Source organism: Lysinibacillus sp. LZ02, from assembly GCF_050613145.1.
GTDB lineage: Bacteria > Bacillota > Bacilli > Bacillales_A > Planococcaceae > Lysinibacillus_B.
Window position 1 is genome coordinate 3,682,927 of record NZ_CP192507.1, and the last position, 19,784, is coordinate 3,702,710.

Annotated in this window: 13 protein-coding genes, 3 rRNA genes and 2 riboswitches; all 16 genes read right to left on the reverse strand. The window is 43.7% G+C overall.

Going from position 1 to position 19,784, the window contains the following annotated elements:
- Nucleotides 1-24 precede the first annotated feature (24 nt).
- Nucleotides 25-1,443 (reverse strand): amidophosphoribosyltransferase, encoded by a 1,419-nt coding sequence (purF, locus tag ACQQ2I_RS17850; protein WP_431028105.1) that lies wholly within the window; start codon nucleotides 1,441-1,443, stop codon nucleotides 25-27.
- Nucleotides 1,419-3,653 (reverse strand): phosphoribosylformylglycinamidine synthase subunit PurL, encoded by a 2,235-nt coding sequence (gene purL, locus ACQQ2I_RS17855; RefSeq protein ID WP_431028106.1) that lies wholly within the window; start codon nucleotides 3,651-3,653, stop codon nucleotides 1,419-1,421. Before purL ends, purF begins: the two co-directional genes overlap by 25 nt.
- A complete protein-coding gene (gene purQ / locus ACQQ2I_RS17860) occupies nucleotides 3,640-4,323 on the reverse strand; it encodes a phosphoribosylformylglycinamidine synthase subunit PurQ (RefSeq protein ID WP_431028107.1) in 684 nt (227 codons plus the stop codon). The genes purL and purQ overlap by 14 nt, the downstream gene beginning before the upstream one ends.
- 4 nt (nucleotides 4,324-4,327) lie before the next feature.
- Nucleotides 4,328-4,573 (reverse strand): phosphoribosylformylglycinamidine synthase subunit PurS, encoded by a 246-nt coding sequence (gene purS / locus ACQQ2I_RS17865; RefSeq protein WP_431028108.1) that lies wholly within the window; start codon nucleotides 4,571-4,573, stop codon nucleotides 4,328-4,330.
- 3 nt (nucleotides 4,574-4,576) lie between these two features.
- Nucleotides 4,577-5,287 (reverse strand): phosphoribosylaminoimidazolesuccinocarboxamide synthase, encoded by a 711-nt coding sequence (gene purC / locus ACQQ2I_RS17870; protein WP_431028109.1) that lies wholly within the window; start codon nucleotides 5,285-5,287, stop codon nucleotides 4,577-4,579.
- Between the two features lie 17 nt (nucleotides 5,288-5,304).
- Nucleotides 5,305-6,600 carry an adenylosuccinate lyase gene (purB, locus tag ACQQ2I_RS17875; RefSeq protein WP_431028110.1) on the reverse strand — a complete coding sequence of 432 codons (1,296 nt, stop codon included), beginning with the start codon at nucleotides 6,598-6,600 and terminating at the stop codon, nucleotides 5,305-5,307.
- Between the two features lie 14 nt (nucleotides 6,601-6,614).
- Complete coding sequence (gene purK, locus ACQQ2I_RS17880; protein ID WP_431028111.1) at nucleotides 6,615-7,739, reverse strand: 5-(carboxyamino)imidazole ribonucleotide synthase; 1,125 nt, start codon at nucleotides 7,737-7,739, stop codon at nucleotides 6,615-6,617.
- Nucleotides 7,736-8,224 carry a 5-(carboxyamino)imidazole ribonucleotide mutase gene (gene purE / locus ACQQ2I_RS17885; RefSeq protein WP_391374800.1) on the reverse strand — a complete coding sequence of 163 codons (489 nt, stop codon included), beginning with the start codon at nucleotides 8,222-8,224 and terminating at the stop codon, nucleotides 7,736-7,738. The genes purK and purE overlap by 4 nt, the downstream gene beginning before the upstream one ends.
- A gap of 165 nt (nucleotides 8,225-8,389) precedes the next feature.
- A riboswitch (purine riboswitch) is annotated at nucleotides 8,390-8,489 on the reverse strand.
- Nucleotides 8,490-8,584: 95 nt separating this feature from the next.
- On the reverse strand, nucleotides 8,585-8,776 hold the full coding sequence (locus ACQQ2I_RS17890; protein WP_431028112.1) for an NETI motif-containing protein: 192 nt from the start codon (nucleotides 8,774-8,776) through the stop codon (nucleotides 8,585-8,587).
- Between the two features lie 285 nt (nucleotides 8,777-9,061).
- On the reverse strand, nucleotides 9,062-10,114 hold the full coding sequence (locus tag ACQQ2I_RS17895; RefSeq protein ID WP_431028113.1) for a LolA family protein: 1,053 nt from the start codon (nucleotides 10,112-10,114) through the stop codon (nucleotides 9,062-9,064).
- Nucleotides 10,114-11,502, reverse strand: a complete 1,389-nt coding sequence (locus ACQQ2I_RS17900) for a HAMP domain-containing sensor histidine kinase (protein WP_431028114.1) — start codon at nucleotides 11,500-11,502, stop codon at nucleotides 10,114-10,116. The genes ACQQ2I_RS17895 and ACQQ2I_RS17900 overlap by 1 nt, the downstream gene beginning before the upstream one ends.
- Nucleotides 11,499-12,197: a response regulator transcription factor gene (locus ACQQ2I_RS17905; RefSeq protein WP_431028115.1), complete on the reverse strand. Its 699-nt coding sequence runs from the start codon at nucleotides 12,195-12,197 to the stop codon at nucleotides 11,499-11,501. Before ACQQ2I_RS17905 ends, ACQQ2I_RS17900 begins: the two co-directional genes overlap by 4 nt.
- Nucleotides 12,198-12,533: 336 nt before the next feature.
- Nucleotides 12,534-12,649 (reverse strand): 5S ribosomal RNA (gene rrf, locus ACQQ2I_RS17910).
- A gap of 189 nt (nucleotides 12,650-12,838) precedes the next feature.
- Nucleotides 12,839-15,766 (reverse strand): 23S ribosomal RNA (locus ACQQ2I_RS17915).
- Between the two features lie 301 nt (nucleotides 15,767-16,067).
- Nucleotides 16,068-17,622, reverse strand: a 16S ribosomal RNA gene (locus tag ACQQ2I_RS17920).
- The 16S, 23S and 5S rRNA genes sit together here, the layout of an rRNA operon.
- A 536-nt stretch (nucleotides 17,623-18,158) precedes the next feature.
- The gene (locus ACQQ2I_RS17925) at nucleotides 18,159-19,460 is read right to left on the reverse strand and encodes an NCS2 family permease (RefSeq protein ID WP_431028116.1); all 1,302 of its coding nucleotides are present in this window, start codon (nucleotides 19,458-19,460) and stop codon (nucleotides 18,159-18,161) included.
- 138 nt (nucleotides 19,461-19,598) lie between these two features.
- A riboswitch (purine riboswitch) is annotated at nucleotides 19,599-19,700 on the reverse strand.
- Between the last annotated feature and the right edge of the window lie 84 nt (nucleotides 19,701-19,784).

Consider the following 19,784-nt stretch of genomic DNA (forward strand, 5'->3'; position numbering starts at 1 on the left):
GTTAGCTCCTCCTTAATAAACCTTTTAACATTCTTTTTCATGTGGTAAGACTGTATCTGAGAAAATTTCTGTTGGATATTTTCCTGAGAAGCAAGCCATACATAAGCCACGGTTTTCATCTTCAAATGGACGTGCAGTTGCTTCAATCATCCCTTCTGCTGACAGGAATGTTAATGTATCTGCACCGATTGTTTCACAAATGTCTTGGACACTATGACTCGATGCGATCAACTCTTCATGTGTGGATGTATCAATGCCGTAGAAACATGGATCTGTCATTGGCGGCGATGAAATTACCACATGCACCTCTGTAGCCCCTGCATCTTTTAACATTTTAACGATACGACGAGATGTTGTGCCGCGCACGATTGAATCATCTACCATCACGACACGTTTCCCTTTCACGACTTGCAGCACAGGTGAAAGCTTCATTTTTACACCGCGCTCGCGTAGCTCTTGTGTTGGCTGAATGAATGTACGACCAACATAGCGGTTTTTAATTAAACCAAGCTCATACGGGATGCCGCTTTCTTCCGCAAAACCAATAGCTGCTGAAATACTCGAATCTGGTACACCTGTTACAACATCTGCTTCAATATGGGCACATTCTTTTGCTAGTTGTTTCCCCATACGTTTACGAGCCATGTGTACATTAATACCATCGATATCTGAGTCAGGACGTGCTAAATACACATATTCCATTGCACACATCGCACGATTATCTTGCGATGCGAAACGATCCGATTCTAAACCTTTATCGTTAATAATGATTAATTCACCTGGTTCTACTTCACGTACATACTCTGCACCGATTAAATCAAATGCACATGTTTCCGAAGCGACTACCCAGCCGTCACCTAATTTCCCTAATGACAACGGACGTAAACCATGAATGTCACGCGCAACCATCATTGTTTCTTCTGTCATAATTAAGAATGAAAATGCTCCTTTTAATAAAGACAATGCATTTTTCACTTTTGCACGGAATGGTGAATGTGTTGATTTTTTAATTAAGTGCGCTAATACTTCTGTATCGGAAGAAGAGTGGAAAATGCTTCCTCCTCGTTCTAAATACTGTTTTAAGTGATTCGCATTTACTAAGTTCCCGTTATGCGCAATCGATAAACTGCCTGTTGATGAATGGAAAAGTAAAGGCTGTACATTTTGTAGACCGCCACCGCCTTGCGTTGTATAACGAACATGCGCAATCGCTGCTTTTCCTTTCACTTTGCTTAACTTTTCTTCGTTAAACACATCATTGACAAGTCCTTCGCCTTTTACGGCGCGCAGAGTAGAGCCGTCTGTAACGACAATACCTGCGCCTTCTTGTCCGCGGTGTTGTAGTGCATGTAAACCGTAGTAACTAATTTGTGCTGGATCTGAGTGTCCCCAAATACCAAAAACCCCACATTCTTCGTTTAAGCCTCTGATTTCAGCAAGCATGGGATTGCTCCTTTCCAAGCAGAACGGAATTCCTCCACTGTACCTTCTACAAGCACACCGTTGTCACCGTTGATAGTTAATGTTGCATCTTCTGTTACGACACCGATTTTTTGTGCGTCTTTTACCATTTCTTCAAATGCTGCTGCATTTTCTTCTTTTACTGTAAGAACAAAGCGTGATTGCGATTCAGCGAATAAAGCTGTTACAGCAGAACCTGTTAATGTGACATTGACACCTAAGCCGTTTGCCGCGAATGTTTTCTCTGCAAGCGCAACAGCTACACCGCCCTCAGAAACGTCGTGTGCTGACTGTACAAGACCTGCACGAATCGCTTCTAAAATTGCTTTTTGACGAGCTGCTTCTACGTCTAAGTCGATTGATGGTGCTTTACCTGAAATATTGCCTTCAAGTAATTTTTGTAATTCCGAACCACCGAATTCTGTTGTTGTTTCACCGATTACGTAAACGATATCACCAGCCGCCTTCACTTCTTGTGTTGTCACGTGTGATAAATCTTTTACTAAACCGACCATACCGATTGTTGGTGTTGGGTAAACCGCTTCACCTGAACGCTCGTTGTACATAGATACGTTACCACCAATTACTGGTGCATCTAATGCTAAACATGCCGCTGAAATACCGTCAGCTGACTTTTGGATTTGCCAGAAAATCTCTGGTTTCTCTGGGTTACCGAAGTTTAAGCAGTCTGTAATCGCAAGTGGTTGACCACCTGAACATACGATGTTACGTGCTGCTTCAGCAACTGCGATTTTACCGCCCGTAGTTGGATCTAAGTAAATGTAGCGAGAGTTACAGTCCGTAGTCATCGCTAAGCCTTTATTTGTACCACGTACACGTAACACTGCTGCGTCAGAACCTGGCGCTACGACTGTGTTTGTACGTACTTGATAGTCATATTGGTCATAAACCCACTCTTTAGAAGCAACAGTTGGTGCTTTTAAAAGTGCTGTTAATGTTTCTTTATAGTCTGTTACAGTCGGTTCAACATTTTCCATCGCTTGGAACTCAGCAAAATAAGCTGGCTCAGCATCTGGCATATAGTAAACTGGTGCGTCTTCTGCAAGTGCGTCTGCAGATACTTCCGCTACAACCTCACCGTTGTGTAATAAACGAAGCATTTTATCGTCCGTTACACGACCTACTGCTACAGCATCTAAATCATATTTTTCAAAGATCGCTTTAATTTCTTCTTCGCGACCTGCTTTTACAACCATTAGCATACGCTCTTGAGACTCAGATAACATCATCTCGTAAGCTGTCATATTTGTTTCACGTTGAGGAACTAAGTCTAAGTTCATCTCTACACCAGTGCCAGCTTTAGAAGCCATTTCTGCTGAAGATGATGTAAGACCCGCAGCACCCATATCTTGAATCCCAACAAGTGCATCTGATTTCACTACTTCTAAACACGCTTCAAGAAGTAATTTTTCCATGAATGGGTCACCAACTTGAACAGCTGAACGCTTCTCATCTGCTTCATCTGATAACTCTTCAGAAGAGAATGTCGCACCGTGAATTCCGTCACGACCTGTTTTTGCTCCAACGTACATCACTGTGTTACCTACACCAGCAGCTATACCCTTTTGGATGTCCTTATGGTCGATTAAACCTACGCACATTGCGTTTACAAGTGGGTTCCCTTCGTAGCAAGGGTCGAACTGAATTTCGCCACCTACTGTTGGAATCCCGATACAGTTACCGTAACCAGCGATACCTGCAACTACTTCTTCAAATAAGTATTTACCACGTGCTGATTTTAACTCGCCAAAACGTAAAGAGTTTAGCATCGCAATTGGACGTGCACCCATTGAGAATACGTCACGGATAATTCCACCAACACCTGTTGCTGCACCTTGGTACGGTTCGATTGCTGATGGGTGATTGTGCGATTCCATTTTGAATACAACCGCTTGCTCGTCACCGATATCCACGATACCAGCACCTTCACCAGGACCTTGTAATACTTGAGGGCCTTTTGTTGGGAATTTGCGTAATACTGGCTTCGATTTTTTGTATGAGCAGTGTTCTGACCACATTACTGAGAATAAACCGATTTCCGTCCAATTAGGCTTGCGTCCCCCTAATTTCTCTACCGCTAAATCGTATTCTTCATCTGTCATACCCATGTCCGCATAAAGACGTTGCTCTTTAATTTGCTCCGATGATGGCTCGAATTTAGTTGTTGACATGTTGTTCCCTCCACTGCTTCACAATTGATTTAAATAATTTCAGCCCGTCTGCGCCACCAACGATTTCGTTTGCTGCACGCTCTGGGTGTGGCATCATACCAAGTACGTTACCTTGCTCGTTAATAATCCCTGCGATATCTTCTAAAGAACCATTTGGATTGTCACCTGCATATGTGAACACGATTTGGTTGTTTGCTTTTAAAGTTGCTAATGTTTCCTCATCACAGTAATAGTTCCCTTCACCGTGTGCGATTGGAATATTAATTAGTTCGCCCGCTTCGTACTGATTCGAGAATAATGTGTTATTATTTTCCACTTTCAGTTGTACTGTACGGCACATGAACTTTAAGTTTTTATTACGTAAAAGCGCCCCTGGTAGTAAGCCCGCTTCCGTTAAGATTTGGAATCCATTACATACCCCAAGCACTGGCTTGCCTTGTGCTGCAAATTCTTTTAATGCCGCCATGATGTTCGATTGGTTAGCCATCGCGCCACAGCGTAAGTAGTCACCATACGAGAAGCCACCAGGTACTAGTGCACCGTCAAAGCCTTCTAAGCTACCTTGCGTATGCCAAACGTATTCTACTTCTTCACCTAATTCGTCTTTGATCGCATGATACATGTCGATATCACAGTTAGACCCTGGGAAAACGAGTACTGCAAATTTCATAGTATTATGCCTCCTCGATTTCGTAGCGGTAGTTTTCAATGACAACGTTTGTTAGTACTTTTTCACACATTTCTTTGACGATTGTAGCGACATCGCGGTCTGTGTCAGCGATTGTTACTTCTAGGTATTTACCGATACGTACATCTGCTACTTCACCATAACCGATTTTCTCTAATGAGCCTTTTACTGCTGAACCTTGTGGATCTAAAATACTTTCTTTTAATGTTACGTAAATTTTAACTTTCTTCATTGTCTATTTTCCTCCAAGTCTAGTAAGTATGATTTCATATACTTCTGTTAAACTGCCAAGATTGCGGCGGAACACGTCTTTATCAAGCTTTTGTTTTGTTTTAGTATCCCAAAGTCGACAAGTATCTGGTGAAATTTCATCGGCAAGTAATACGTTCCCGTTCACATCGCGCCCAAATTCAAGTTTAAAGTCGATTAGCTCTACCCCTACATCAGAAAAGATAGGACGTAGCACTTCGTTGACTTGAAGACCGCCATCGTATAGTGCTTGTACCTCTTCTGGTGTCGCAATATCGAGCACATCAATATGCTCTGTTGTAATGTGCGGGTCACCTAAATCATCATTTTTGTAGTAATACTCTACAATCGGGCGCTTAAGCGGTGTACCCTCTTCTAGCCCTAACCGTTTTGCGAGTGAGCCTGCCGCAATATTGCGCACGACAAGCTCGATTGGAATGATGTCGACTTTTTTGACAAGCTGCTCATTATCAGAAATACGTTGCACGAAATGTGACGCAATTCCGGCTGCTTGTAATTTTTCGAATATAAGTGTTGTAATACGGTTATTTAACACGCCTTTACCGGCAATGTCTTCCTTCTTTTCACCATTGAATGCTGTTGCACTGTCCTTGTATTCCACAAATAGGATTTCTGGATTCTCCGTAGCATATAATCGTTTTGCTTTACCTTCGTACAAAAGTTGACCTTTATTCATGACATGTTCCCCCTAGATTAGTTTAGACCGCAACGTTCGAAGATAAGATCGACGTTTTGGATGTGATAGTTGTAATCAAAGCAATCGTCTAATTCCTCTTTTGATAGGAGCGACGTAATTTTTTCATTCGCTTCTACTAATGGTCGGAATTGTGTTTGCTCGTCCCATGCACGCGCTGTTAGTGGCTGCACAGTATCATACGCTTCTTCACGTACTAAACCTTTATCAATTAACGCAAGTAGAATTCGTTGTGAGTAGATAAGCCCAAACGTACGATCCATATTACGTTTCATATTTTCAGGGAATACAGTTAAGTTTTTCACGATGTTGCCAAATCGATTTAACATATAATTTAGCGCAATCGTTGCATCTGGAATAATGACGCGCTCTGCAGATGAATGTGAAATATCACGTTCATGCCATAGTGCTACATTTTCATATGCCGTCATCATGTAACCTCGGATTAGACGAGCCATCCCCGTCATATTTTCAGAGCCAATTGGGTTACGTTTATGTGGCATAGCAGAAGAGCCTTTTTGACCTTTACCGAACGCTTCCTCGACTTCGCGTGTCTCTGACTTTTGAAGACCGCGAATTTCTGTCGCAAACTTTTCAATCGATGTCGCGATTAATGCAAGTGTACTAAAGTACTGTGCATGACGATCACGTTGTAATGTTTGCGTTGAAATCGGTGCTGCTTGTAAGCCTAAGTGTTCACATACGTATGCCTCTACGCGAGGGTTGATGTTTGCGTATGTTCCAACGGCGCCGCTCATTTTACCTGTTTCAATCGTCTTCACTGCTGCTTCAAAGCGCTCTAAGTTACGTTGCATCTCTTGGTACCATAAGGCAAGCTTTAAGCCAAATGTTGTCGGCTCTGCGTGTACCCCATGTGTACGTCCCATCATCACTGTGTATTTGTGCTCTAAAGCTTTCTCACGAATGATGTCGATGAAGTTGTGTAAATCTTTACGAAGAATATCGTTTGCTTGTTTGATTAAGTATGACAACGCTGTGTCAACTACGTCTGTTGAAGTTAAACCGTAGTGTACCCATTTGCGCTCCTCACCAAGTGTTTCAGATACTGCGCGTGTAAACGCAACAACGTCATGGCGTGTTTCCTGCTCAATCTCGTAAATACGGTCCACATCGAATGATGCGTTTGCGCGAATTTTCGCTACGTCCTCTTTCGGAATGTCACCGATTTCCGCCCAAGCCTCACATGCTAAAATTTCGACTTCAAGCCATGCTTGGAATTTGTTTTGCTCCGTCCAAATAGCACCCATTTCAGGTCGTGTATAACGTTCGATCATATTATGTGCTCCTTCTACTCTGGCCAGATACCAGAATCCTTGATTTGTTTTAATGTTGTATTTAAATCATCCGTCATAATTGTGACGTGACCCATTTTACGGTTTACTTTTGCTTCAGCTTTTCCGTATAAATGAACAGACCAATCAGGATACTTCGAAATAGAGTTTGTCAATGGTACTACATGTTGCCCTAGTACGTTCACCATAATAGATGGTGACCATAGCTTTGGCTTACGTAGCGGCCAGCCGCACACAGCGCGAATATGCTGTGTGAATTGTGAAATGTTACAAGCCTCAATAGAATAATGACCAGAATTGTGTGGTCGTGGTGCTAATTCATTAATCACGATGCCACCATCTTCTAGTACAAACATCTCGACTGCTAATGTACCAACTAACTCTAGATGATCCGCAATTTTTGCTGCTTCTTGCTCTGCTTGAGCAGCAGTCTGCTCTGCAATACGAGCTGGTACAATCGTTTCATGTAAAATATGGTGTACGTGAATGTTTTCGCCTACCGGTAGGCAAAACGTCTCGCCATTGCCATTACGCTGTACAATCACAGAAATCTCTTTTGTAAATGGTACAAAACCTTCTGCTATACATACAGAATGTGCAAATAACGCTTCTGCTAACGGTAAATCTTCTTTTATTTTTAGTAATTGTTGTCCTTTGCCGTCATAACCACCGCGCGCCGTTTTGACAACACATGGGAAGCCGATTTCGTCAATTTTCGCCACCAGCTCCTCATACGTCTCTGCCACAACGTATGGTGCAACAGGACAGCCGGCTTCGACAATCGCTGCTTTTTCCGTTACACGATTTTGCGTAATTCGGACTAATTCAGCGCCTTGAGGCACATAAGCGATTTCTGTTAATCGCTTTAAGCCCTCATAATCGATATTTTCGAATTCATACGTAATGACATCACTTACTTCTGCAAGCTCTTCTAAAGCTGTAGCGTCGTTATATTGCGCCACAATGCGAATGTCTGCGACTTGTCCACAAGGAGAGTCCATTGACGGCTCTAACACCGCAATTTTAAACCCTGCTTCTTTTGCTGCGACTGCCATCATTCGTCCAAGCTGACCGCCACCGATAATACCGATTGTTTGACCTGGATAAATCATTTTCGTCACACTAAGTCACCTGTGCTTTCTAACACCTGTTGTTTTGTCGCTTCACGACGAGCATCAAGCTTTGTTGCTAACTCTGCATCAGTAGTCGATAAAATTTGTGCTGCAAGTAACCCTGCATTTGTTGCCCCTGCTTTACCAATCGCTACTGTTGCGACAGGTACACCACCTGGCATTTGCACAATCGAAAGTAGTGAGTCCAATCCATTTAATGCACGAGATTGAACAGGTACACCGATCACAGGTAATGTTGTTTTAGCTGCGACCATACCTGGTAAATGTGCAGCGCCTCCAGCACCAGCAATAATGACTTGAATGCCACGTCCGCGTGCATTTTCTGCATATTCAAACATTAAGTCTGGTGTGCGGTGTGCCGATACAACTTGCTTTTCATACGGTACTGCGAGTTCATCTAAAATATCACATGCATGCTTCATTGTTTCCCAGTCACTAGAACTGCCCATAATAACGCCAATTTTCGGATTCATGAATTTGCTCTCCTTTTAACAACTATTTATTGCCCCATCTGAACAATAAAAAAGTCCCCAAATAAACTACTTTCTAAGCACGAGAAAGCAATCTACTTGAGGACTAAATTTGAAAGAATATGCAGATAAAAGCATCTAAAGCCACACCCTTTTCTTCAATCGTTCCAAAAGTTGCTTTCCCTGCATAGTCCGGAATTTACGGTACCGGGTAGAAACACTGGAGCCATATTCTCCAGCATATATGTAGGGATCTAATGTTTTTCCTGTTCACATTTTAACAAGGGATGGCTATAAAATCAACGACAAAATGCGAACAATGTTTTTTAGTAAAACATTATCGTTCGGATTTTAACGTTTTTTTTATTGTTCTTCTAGTAATATTCCTTTGAATTGTATTTTTTGACGTAGGTATGTTGGTTCACCATTGACCTCTTGAAAAACGGGCTCTTCCTTACGCCCACATGGCATATAGCCGTCTTGCTTCATTCGGTCTAGACATTGCTCGATTGTTTCATTTTCTTGTACTTCATACCATACTTGCTTTTTGCCCAAAATGGTCATCCTTCCAGTTTGTAAATATTGCTCTTACTATAACATGTTCCCCCAAGACCGTTACAAATTATCGCAAGAAAATTGTGAACGATTCGTCACATTCTTACAAAGGGTGGTTTTTGTGTGTTGGGGAGTTTTTTACGCGAGTTTCTTATGGTTTTACGCGGGTTCGGGGCGGTTTTACGCGACTTTTCTGCACTTTTACGCGGGTTCGGCACTCTTTTACGCGACTTCCCTTATCTTTTAAAAAAAGCAATCCGATTATGAGTCGGATTGCCTTTAATGTTATTGCACCATTTCCATTTGCTCGATATATTCATAAATTTCTTCAAACGTTACATCTGGATTTTCTAATATAATGCCGTATTGGTGATTGTTTTCTGTCCATTGCACATAGCGGAAGGCATTCATGTCAATCTTTTCTCCTTGTTGACCACGCACTTCAATTGTCTCTCCCGTCTTTGAGCCAACTTCTGTATAACTTTCAGTTGGTACAAAAACAGAAAGGGCAAAGGCTGGTTCACCGTCTAATAAATAGTTAAGGACAAATTCAGGTCGTTCCTCTACCTTCATATCCGTCACAGATTCTAATGTAATGCCGTTTTGTTCTGTCATCACTAAAAACTCACCAAGTGCTGCCTTTGCTTCCTCGACCGTTACTTGTTCTGGAGAAATCATTTCCTCCGTTTCCACCGTTACGTCAGCCGGTAAATCGAGGGCAAACAAGCTATCCTCTATTTTTTGATCCACATCAAACATTGTATATTCAACCGTCAACACCATATCACCACTACGACTTACGGATTTTAACGTCATCCATGTTTGTTTATCAACCCATACTTCTAAATCGCCCATTAAACCATTCTCTTCCTTTGCCTTTGCAATAAGGTGGTAAGTGTCACGGCCAGCAACCTTTTCTTCCTCGCCAACCGAAATTTCATGCGTATTCTCCACCATTTTCAGTAGCATATGTGCCTGTTCCTTTGGTGATGGTTGCATGAGAGGCTCGGTACCTTCTGCTGTTAAATGATAGACAAACGCTGATTTTGATTGTTCATCATAGGAAGTAAGAGTTTTGCCGTCATTTACTGTAATGACTTTTGCACCGCTTTCATCTGAAACTTCGATACGGCGTTTCCCTTCCTTTTCCCATTGCTTGATTGTCGACAGCTGCCCATCCCCTATATCCATGACATACTCCCCGTAAAACGAAGATACTTCGGTTGTTTCCTGCATGACCTGATCAATAATTTCCTGTGGGGAATAGTTTTCTGCATCACTGCATGCTGCAAGTGATAAGGACAAAATAAGTGCTGCTGAATAAATAATCTTTTTCATTAGGATTCTCCTCCTGGTAGCCAGCAAATAATGGCTGTACTGTTTTGTTGGGACACGGCTTGAATCGTACCGTGATGTTTTTCAATGATTTGTTTTGCAATGCTTAAACCTAACCCTGCACCACGCTGTCCCATTTGACTACGTGCTTGGTCAACTTGATATAACGGATCAAACATGCGTTCACACTGCTCTACTGTTAATACGTCACCGCTATTTTGCACAATGATATAGACACCGTCTTCACAGACAAACTGTGCCTTCACATACTGCTCACACCACGACGGAATATGCGGAAGTTCAAAAGCTGCGATCCCAATAAACCCACCATCGTTTGTATATGTCCACGCATTCGATACAACATTATCGACAACACGCATTAACTGCTTTGGATGTACTTCGTATCTACTATCCACATATAAGTCTGTCCTTGCTACAAACCCTTTTTCCTGACTAATTTGCTCATAATCTGCCAGTAACATCTCAAAAAATTCAGCTCCCTCTACGGTTACAAGCTCTAACGCATAATGGGGCGATTGCAGTAACGTATACATCATCAAATCATCTAGCAGGTGCTTCATATAATCAGACTTCGATGAAATGACTGCCAAATAGTCCTGCTGTTCCTGGTCACTTAAGCTCCCCGATTGTAAGCTTTCTGTATACGCCTGAATCGATGTAAGCGGGGTTTTTAAATCATGTGAAAGGCTAGCAATCATAAATTCCTTTTGACGCTGCTGCTCATTAAGCTTTTTACGTGTCTCTTCTATTTCTTGCTGCATTGCCTGAAAGCTAGCCGTTACCTCACCCAGCTCATCCTTTTTAACAGGTAGGCACTCCGTCGGTTCTCCCTTCGCAAAAGCACTCATTTGATGCATTAATGCTTTCATTGGGCGGTTGAGACGGACGTTTAAAAAATACACAATTGCTGCGTATAACAAGGACAGTAGAACAAGTAAACCGATCCCTACTATAAGCGTTTTAGTATTGACTTGCTTCGTCCATTCCGTACGTATGGATGTCACTTCATAAATACCAACTATTTGCCCCTTCTCATACACCGGCTCCTTATACACAAAGGTTTGATAATTTTGTTGAAACTCATATAAATGTTTATACACACGTTCCCTATCCTTGAACATACTATAAGCAGTCGTTAACGGATTCGATGTTAATGCCTCAATCTCGCTAAAATCTGTATCTTTCTCATAAATCATTGGATTGGCTAATACCGGTTTTAACGAATTTATTTTATTCCAGTTATCAAAATACTCCTCCACATTTTTATCCTTGTAATAGGCATTTATAGATACATATAAACCATAAACACTGACAAGCGGCAAAATCATCACAAGTAAATACGTGAGTAACAGCCATGTTTTAATTTTCACAGCAGTTCACCTACAAAGCGGTAGCCCTTTCCCCAAACAGTTTGAATAAAATGAGGGTTTTTTACGGGATCTTGTAGCTTCTCTCGCAGTGCTTTAATATGAACGGTTACTGTATGTGTTTCCTCTAATTCAGGTTGTTGCCATACATGTGTATAGAGCGATTCTTTTGAGAAAAGCTCCAGTGGGTGTTGCGCCAATACTTTTAAGAGGGCAAATTCCTTTTGTGTTAAATTTAATTCGTTATCATATAGGAATACTTGCTCACGTTTCCAATCAATTTTTAGTCCATATGGAAATTGAGCAATTTCTTCTGCTATATGTATTTTGTTGTATCGTTGCCAACGTCTTAGCTGACAAGCAACACGTGCTTTTAATTCTTCTAGTGAAAATGGTTTAGCTAAATAATCATCTGCCCCTTGTAGCCCTTCCACTTTATCAGCTTCTTCGTTTCTCGCACTAATCATAATAATTGGTACATCACTTTGTAGGCGTATATGTTCAGTCAATTTTAACCCGTCCATTTCTGGCATCATCCAATCAACAAGTAGTAAGTCATAGTTGCCGGCTTGAAAATCTACTAATCCTTCCATACCTGTTGTGGCCCAAGTTACCCGGTAGCCTTCCTTTGTTAATGTATCTTTTATAATCCGTGCAATTTCACGATCATCTTCAACTAACAGAATACGTTGCTCCATGTTGTCGCCCCCTAGTGTTACTATATCAAGTGTTTCATCTAATCTTTTGAACTTTATAGATTCTTTATTTTTAGCATAGAGGAAAATATAGTTATCGTGAAGTTTGAAATAAAGTATCAGGTATAGAAAGGGGACTTTATGAAGGCATGGGCAAAATTGTCGTATAAATGACTATCCATTAATGCAGGGGAAACAGAAATACCTTCTAGCTTTAATGAAGGCTATCTGATTTAGATAGTCATAAATATATCCTAATTCGCTGAAATCGTTATATATGAATTAAATAATTGAAAAAAGCCAAATAAAAAAGGATTCGATTTCATCGAATCCTCGTGTGCCTAGCGATGTCCTACTCTCACAGGGGGAAGCCCCCAACTACCATCGGCGCTAAAGAGCTTAACTTCCGTGTTCGGTATGGGAACGGGTGTGACCTCTTTGCCATCATCACTAGACTATGGTCGACCTCCAATACACGGCGTATTACTGCGTCAGCTACATTCGTTCAATCAGTCACGTACATAGGTACGCTCCTTCATTCACTCATTTGCTTCCTTGTACTACTTGTGTCTTGAAGCTCTCTTTTAAGAAAGAAGTTGTTCTTTCAAAACTGGATAAACGGTGCATTGTGCAATTCACAAAATGTGGTTAAGTCCTCGACCGATTAGTATTCGTCAGCTCCATATGTCGCCACACTTCCACCTCGAACCTATCTACCTGATCGTCTTTCAGGGGTCTTACTTACTTGCGTAATGGGAAATCTCATCTTGAGGGGGGCTTCATGCTTAGATGCTTTCAGCACTTATCCCGTCCATACATAGCTACCCAGCGATGCCGTTGGCACGACAACTGGTACACCAGCGGTATGTCCATCCCGGTCCTCTCGTACTAAGGACAGCTCCTCTCAAATTTCCTACGCCCACGACGGATAGGGACCGAACTGTCTCACGACGTTCTGAACCCAGCTCGCGTACCGCTTTAATGGGCGAACAGCCCAACCCTTGGGACCGACTACAGCCCCAGGATGCGATGAGCCGACATCGAGGTGCCAAACCTCCCCGTCGATGTGGACTCTTGGGGGAGATAAGCCTGTTATCCCCGGGGTAGCTTTTATCCGTTGAGCGATGGCCCTTCCATGCGGAACCACCGGATCACTAAGCCCGTCTTTCGACCCTGCTCGACTTGTAGGTCTCGCAGTCAAGCTCCCTTGTGCCTTTACACTCTACGAATGATTTCCAACCATTCTGAGGGAACCTTTGGGCGCCTCCGTTACCTTTTAGGAGGCGACCGCCCCAGTCAAACTGTCCGCCTGACACTGTCTCCTACCCCGCTAAGGGGCATGGGTTAGAAATTCAGTACAACCAGGGTAGTATCCCACCGACGCCTCCACCGAAGCTAGCGCTCCGGTTTCTCTGGCTCCTACCTATCCTGTACAAGTTGCACCAAATTTCAATATCAAGCTACAGTAAAGCTCCACGGGGTCTTTCCGTCCTGTCGCGGGTAACCTGCATCTTCACAGGTACTATAATTTCACCGAGTCTCTCGTTGAGACAGTGCCCAGATCGTTACGCCTTTCGTGCGGGTCGGAACTTACCCGACAAGGAATTTCGCTACCTTAGGACCGTTATAGTTACGGCCGCCGTTTACTGGGGCTTCAATTCATAGCTTCGCTTGCGCTAACCACTCCTCTTAACCTTCCAGCACCGGGCAGGCGTCAGCCCCTATACGTCACCTTACGGTTTTGCAGAGACCTGTGTTTTTGCTAAACAGTCGCCTGGGCCTATTCACTGCGGCTCTCTCGGGCTTTCACCCTACCAGAGCACCCCTTCTCCCGAAGTTACGGGGTCATTTTGCCGAGTTCCTTAACGAGAGTTCTCTCGCACACCTTAGGATTCTCTCCTCGACTACCTGTGTCGGTTTGCGGTACGGGTACCTCCCACCTCGATAGAGGCTTTTCTTGGCAGCGTGAGATCAGGAACTTCGTCCATACGGACTCGTCATCACAGCTCAATGTATTAGTACGCGGATTTGCCTACGTACACACCTTACTGCTTGAACAGAGACAACCAACGCTCTGCTTACCCTACCCTTCTGCGTCCCCCCATTTCTCAAACGGTGGGGAGGTAGTACAGGAATATCAACCTGTTGTCCATCGCCTACGCCTGTCGGCCTCGGCTTAGGTCCCGACTAACCCTGAGCGGACGAGCCTTCCTCAGGAAACCTTAGTCATACGGTGGACAGGATTCTCACCTGTCTTTCGCTACTCATACCGGCATTCTCACTTCTAACCGCTCCACCAGTCCTTCCGGTCTGACTTCAGCGCAGTTAGAACGCTCTCCTACCACTCACACCAACGGTGTGAATCCACAGCTTCGGTGAATCGTTTAGCCCCGATACATTTTCGGCGCAGCGTCACTCGACCAGTGAGCTATTACGCACTCTTTAAATGATGGCTGCTTCTAAGCCAACATCCTGGTTGTCTAAGCAACGCCACATCCTTTTCCACTTAACGATTACTTTGGGACCTTAGCTGGTGGTCTGGGCTGTTTCCCTTTTGACTACGGATCTTATCACTCGCAGTCTGACTCCCGTGCATAAATATCCGGCATTCGGAGTTTGTCTGAATTCGGTAAAGCGAGATGCCCCCCTAGTCCAAACAGTGCTCTACCTCCGGTATTCTCATCACGAGGCTAGCCCTAAAGCTATTTCGGAGAGAACCAGCTATCTCCAGGTTCGATTGGAATTTCTCCGCTACCCACACCTCATCCCCGCACTTTTCAACGTGCGTGGGTTCGGGCCTCCAGTGAGTGTTACCTCACCTTCACCCTGGACATGGGTAGATCACCTGGTTTCGGGTCTACGACCACGTACTACATCGCCCTATTCAGACTCGCTTTCGCTGCGGCTCCGTCTTCACAACTTAACCTCGCACGTAATCGTAACTCGCCGGTTCATTCTACAAAAGGCACGCTATCACCCATTAACGGGCTCTAACTACTTGTAGGCACACGGTTTCAGGTTCTCTTTCACTCCCCTCCCGGGGTGCTTTTCACCTTTCCCTCACGGTACTGGTTCACTATCGGTCACTAGGTAGTATTTAGCCTTGGGAGATGGTCCTCCCGGATTCCGACGGAATTTCACGTGTTCCGCCGTACTCAGGATCCACTCTGGAGGGCATGTACTTTCGACTACAGGGCTATTACCTGCTCTGGCGGACCTTTCCAAGTCACTTCGCCTAATACATGCCTTTGTAACTCCGTATAGAGTGTCCTACAACCCCAAGAGGCAAGCCTCTTGGTTTGGGCTCTTCCCGTTTCGCTCGCCGCTACTCAGGGAATCGAATTTTCTTTCTCTTCCTCCAGGTACTTAGATGTTTCAGTTCCCTGGGTCTGTCTCCAGTACGCTATGAATTCACGTAAAGGTACTACGCGATTAAACGTAGTGGGTTCCCCCATTCGGAAATCCCCGGATCAAAGCTTACTTACAGCTCCCCGAGGCATATCGGTGTTAGTGCCGTCCTTCATCGACTCCTAGTGCCAAGGCATCCACCGTGCGCCCTTAATAACTTAACCAAGTTATACTTGAACAACGTTCAAGATTTTAAGTTGACACGTCAATTGCTTGACTTGTTTTGACTCTTATCTATTTAAAATAGAAATTTGTGTTTGCTTTCAATGTCGTTTTATCCAGTTTTCAAAGAACAAAGCTACTGACTTCCATCACATCGTGACAGACATCAGTGGATTTGCTACATGCAGCTTTGCGACGATAGCGCAAGCGTCAGGAGCAAGGTATTTAGAAAGTCATAAACTTTCAAAACTGAACGCAAAACGTTAACTACTGACCATGTCAGTATTCCGAAAATATCCTTAGAAAGGAGGTGATCCAGCCGCACCTTCCGATACGGCTACCTTGTTACGACTTCACCCCAATCATCTATCCCACCTTCGGCGGCTGGCTCCAAAAGGTTACCTCACCGACTTCGGGTGTTACAAACTCTCGTGGTGTGACGGGCGGTGTGTACAAGGCCCGGGAACGTATTCACCGCGGCATGCTGATCCGCGATTACTAGCGATTCCGGCTTCATGTAGGCGAGTTGCAGCCTACAATCCGAACTGAGAACGGTTTTATCGGATTAGCTCCCCCTCGCGGGTTGGCAACCGTTTGTACCGTCCATTGTAGCACGTGTGTAGCCCAGGTCATAAGGGGCATGATGATTTGACGTCATCCCCACCTTCCTCCGGTTTGTCACCGGCAGTCACCTTAGAGTGCCCAACTGAATGATGGCAACTAAGATCAAGGGTTGCGCTCGTTGCGGGACTTAACCCAACATCTCACGACACGAGCTGACGACAACCATGCACCACCTGTCACCGTTGTCCCCGAAGGGAAAACTATGTCTCCATAGTGGTCAATGGGATGTCAAGACCTGGTAAGGTTCTTCGCGTTGCTTCGAATTAAACCACATGCTCCACCGCTTGTGCGGGCCCCCGTCAATTCCTTTGAGTTTCAGTCTTGCGACCGTACTCCCCAGGCGGAGTGCTTAATGCGTTAGCTGCAGCACTAAGGGGCGGAAACCCCCTAACACTTAGCACTCATCGTTTACGGCGTGGACTACCAGGGTATCTAATCCTGTTTGCTCCCCACGCTTTCGCGCCTCAGCGTCAGTTACAGACCAGAAAGTCGCCTTCGCCACTGGTGTTCCTCCAAATCTCTACGCATTTCACCGCTACACTTGGAATTCCACTTTCCTCTTCTGCACTCAAGTCCCCCAGTTTCCAATGACCCTCCACGGTTGAGCCGTGGGCTTTCACATCAGACTTAAAGGACCGCCTGCGCGCGCTTTACGCCCAATAATTCCGGACAACGCTTGCCACCTACGTATTACCGCGGCTGCTGGCACGTAGTTAGCCGTGGCTTTCTAATAAGGTACCGTCAAGGTACAGCCAGTTACTACTGTACTTGTTCTTCCCTTACAACAGAGTTTTACGAACCGAAATCCTTCTTCACTCACGCGGCGTTGCTCCATCAGGCTTTCGCCCATTGTGGAAGATTCCCTACTGCTGCCTCCCGTAGGAGTCTGGGCCGTGTCTCAGTCCCAGTGTGGCCGATCACCCTCTCAGGTCGGCTACGCATCGTCGCCTTGGTGAGCCGTTACCTCACCAACTAGCTAATGCGCCGCGGGCCCATCCTGTAGCGATAGCAGAACCATCTTTCAACTTTCTAACATGTATTAGAAAGTATTATTCGGTATTAGCCCCGGTTTCCCGGAGTTATCCCAAACTACAGGGCAGGTTGCCCACGTGTTACTCACCCGTCCGCCGCTAACTTTCAGCTGATGCAAGCATCAAATGAAAGTCCGCTCGACTTGCATGTATTAGGCACGCCGCCAGCGTTCGTCCTGAGCCAGGATCAAACTCTCCATAAAAGAATTTGAGTAAGCTCAAATTTGCTGGCATCATGTTTGATGTCCAAAATTTTGTTTCTTATTCAGAAACATTTATTGTTAACGTTTTGCTTGTTCAGTTTTCAAAGTTCATGTTCGCCTCGTTTTTATCGGCGACTGTTTTATACTTTAACATTGTTGTTTTCGTTTGTCAACAACTTTGTTGAAGTTTTTTGTTTTGTTGTTTTGTTGTTTTCGTTTGTTTCGTAACAACGTTTTTAACTATACACCCCTTCTCCCTATTTTGGCAACCCTTTATTTAAATTAAAATTATTCTGACTTCTTACGCAAAAGCACTCACTCATTTTACTCAGAGTTTCTTCCTATTAATATATCACTATAAAAAACCGTAAAGCTTTTTTACTTGTCACAACTGATAATCAAGGCTATATTAACTAGATTATTAATTTAATAACGTTTCATTCAACCATAGCGATTCCCTTGAGGTATTAAATTTCCCCGAACAAATTCGCCAAAAAACAACCTCGTCGAATGATAGACGAGGTTGCTTATTGTTTTTATAAGAAGATAAAGTAACAAAGGAAGATCACGAACAGACCATACATAATTGGATGAATTTCTTTTCCGCGACCTGCTACAAGCATCGTGATTGGGTAAAATAAGAAACCAATCGCAATACCTGTTGCAATCGAGTAGCCAAGTGGCATACAAAGGACAACAAGGAATGCCGGGATGGCAATTTCGATTTTATCCCACTCAATCAGTTTAAGCGAAGAGACCATTAACGCACCTACAATGATTAAGACTGGCGCTGTCACTGCTGGGGTAATGACTGCAAGTACCGGCGAGAAGAATAACGCTAGTAAGAATAATACACCTGTTACAACGGAAGCAAAACCAGTACGAGCACCGGCTGCCACACCTGCTGTCGACTCAATGTAAGAAGTCGTTGTTGATGTACCGAAGATAGCACCTGTTACTGTTGCTAATGCATCTGCAAGTAACGCCTTCCCTGCACGAGGTAATTTATTGTCTTTCACTAAACCGGCTTGTCCCGCCACAGCCATTAATGTACCTGCTGTATCAAAGAAGTCAACGAATAAGAATGTTAATACGACGATTAAGAAATCTGTGTTTAAAATTAACTCCCAATTTCCAAACGCTTCGAATGCTTTGCCAAATGTCGGTGATACGTCTGGAATTGATGAAACGATTTTTTCTGGTAAATTGACTAAACCAAAAATCATACCCGTTACAGCTGTGATGATCATACCGTAGAAAATGCCACCGTTAATTTTCTTTGCCATAAAGATTGCTGTGACAAACACACCAAACACTGCAAGTAATGCATTACCAGATGTTACATCACCAAGCTTTACTAACGTTGCATCATCACTGACGATAATGCCTGAACCTTGGAAGCCTACAAATGTAATAAATAAACCAATCCCTGCACCTACTGCATATTTCAATTGTGCTGGAATCGCATTAATCACCGTTTCACGGAAACCCGTTACAGAAAGGATAATGAAAATAAACCCTGAGAATAATACACCTGTTAACGCTGTTTCCCAAGCCATCCCCATGCCAATGACTACCGAGAAGGCAAAGAATGCATTAAGACCCATACCAGGCGCTAAGGCGATTGGGTATTTTGCAATTAACCCCATAAATAAACTACCGACAGCCGCTGCTAAAGCTGTTGCTACGAATACAGCATTCGCATCCATACCTGCTGCTGCAAGCATCCCTGGATTAACTGCTAAAATATAAGCCATTGACAAGAACGTCGTTAATCCACCGAGAATCTCGCGCTTATAATTTGTGCCGAGTTCATCAAACTGGAAATATTTTTTCATGTTGAAATGTTCCTCCGTTTATCGTCTGTACTGATGTCTATTGGACATTTGTTTCAAATAAAAAAGCACGCGATTAGTATTGGTCGCATGCTTCGTTTCATTCGTTAACAGAAAACACGATATTACTAGACTCATAGCAATAACGATTTTCCATCTCGTAGTCAAATCATTTACGGTGATTTGGTAGAAACTTACGGGCCCTATTCCCGACATTATACGACGACATATTTAATTATTTTACGTTTTGTACTATATCACTTCATTTTTCACATTTCAAGCTATTTCCGAACATTAACGTAAAAAAAACAAAAAAAGTTCGTAAAA

Bases quoted from the DNA above. Each gene is read 5' to 3' on its own strand.
- purF (WP_431028105.1), bottom strand. From the start codon at position 1,443: ATGCTTGCTGAAATCAGAGGCTTAAACGAAGAATGTGGGGTTTTTGGT.
- purL (WP_431028106.1), bottom strand. From the start codon at position 3,653: ATGTCAACAACTAAATTCGAGCCATCATCGGAGCAAATTAAAGAGCAA.
- purQ (WP_431028107.1), bottom strand. From the start codon at position 4,323: ATGAAATTTGCAGTACTCGTTTTCCCAGGGTCTAACTGTGATATCGAC.
- purS (WP_431028108.1), bottom strand. From the start codon at position 4,573: ATGAAGAAAGTTAAAATTTACGTAACATTAAAAGAAAGTATTTTAGAT.
- purC (WP_431028109.1), bottom strand. From the start codon at position 5,287: ATGAATAAAGGTCAACTTTTGTACGAAGGTAAAGCAAAACGATTATAT.
- purB (WP_431028110.1), bottom strand. From the start codon at position 6,600: ATGATCGAACGTTATACACGACCTGAAATGGGTGCTATTTGGACGGAG.
- purE (WP_391374800.1), bottom strand. From the start codon at position 8,224: ATGAATCCGAAAATTGGCGTTATTATGGGCAGTTCTAGTGACTGGGAA.
- ACQQ2I_RS17895 (WP_431028113.1), bottom strand. From the start codon at position 10,114: ATGAAAAAGATTATTTATTCAGCAGCACTTATTTTGTCCTTATCACTT.
- ACQQ2I_RS17905 (WP_431028115.1), bottom strand. From the start codon at position 12,197: ATGGAGCAACGTATTCTGTTAGTTGAAGATGATCGTGAAATTGCACGG.
- ACQQ2I_RS17925 (WP_431028116.1), bottom strand. From the start codon at position 19,460: ATGAAAAAATATTTCCAGTTTGATGAACTCGGCACAAATTATAAGCGC.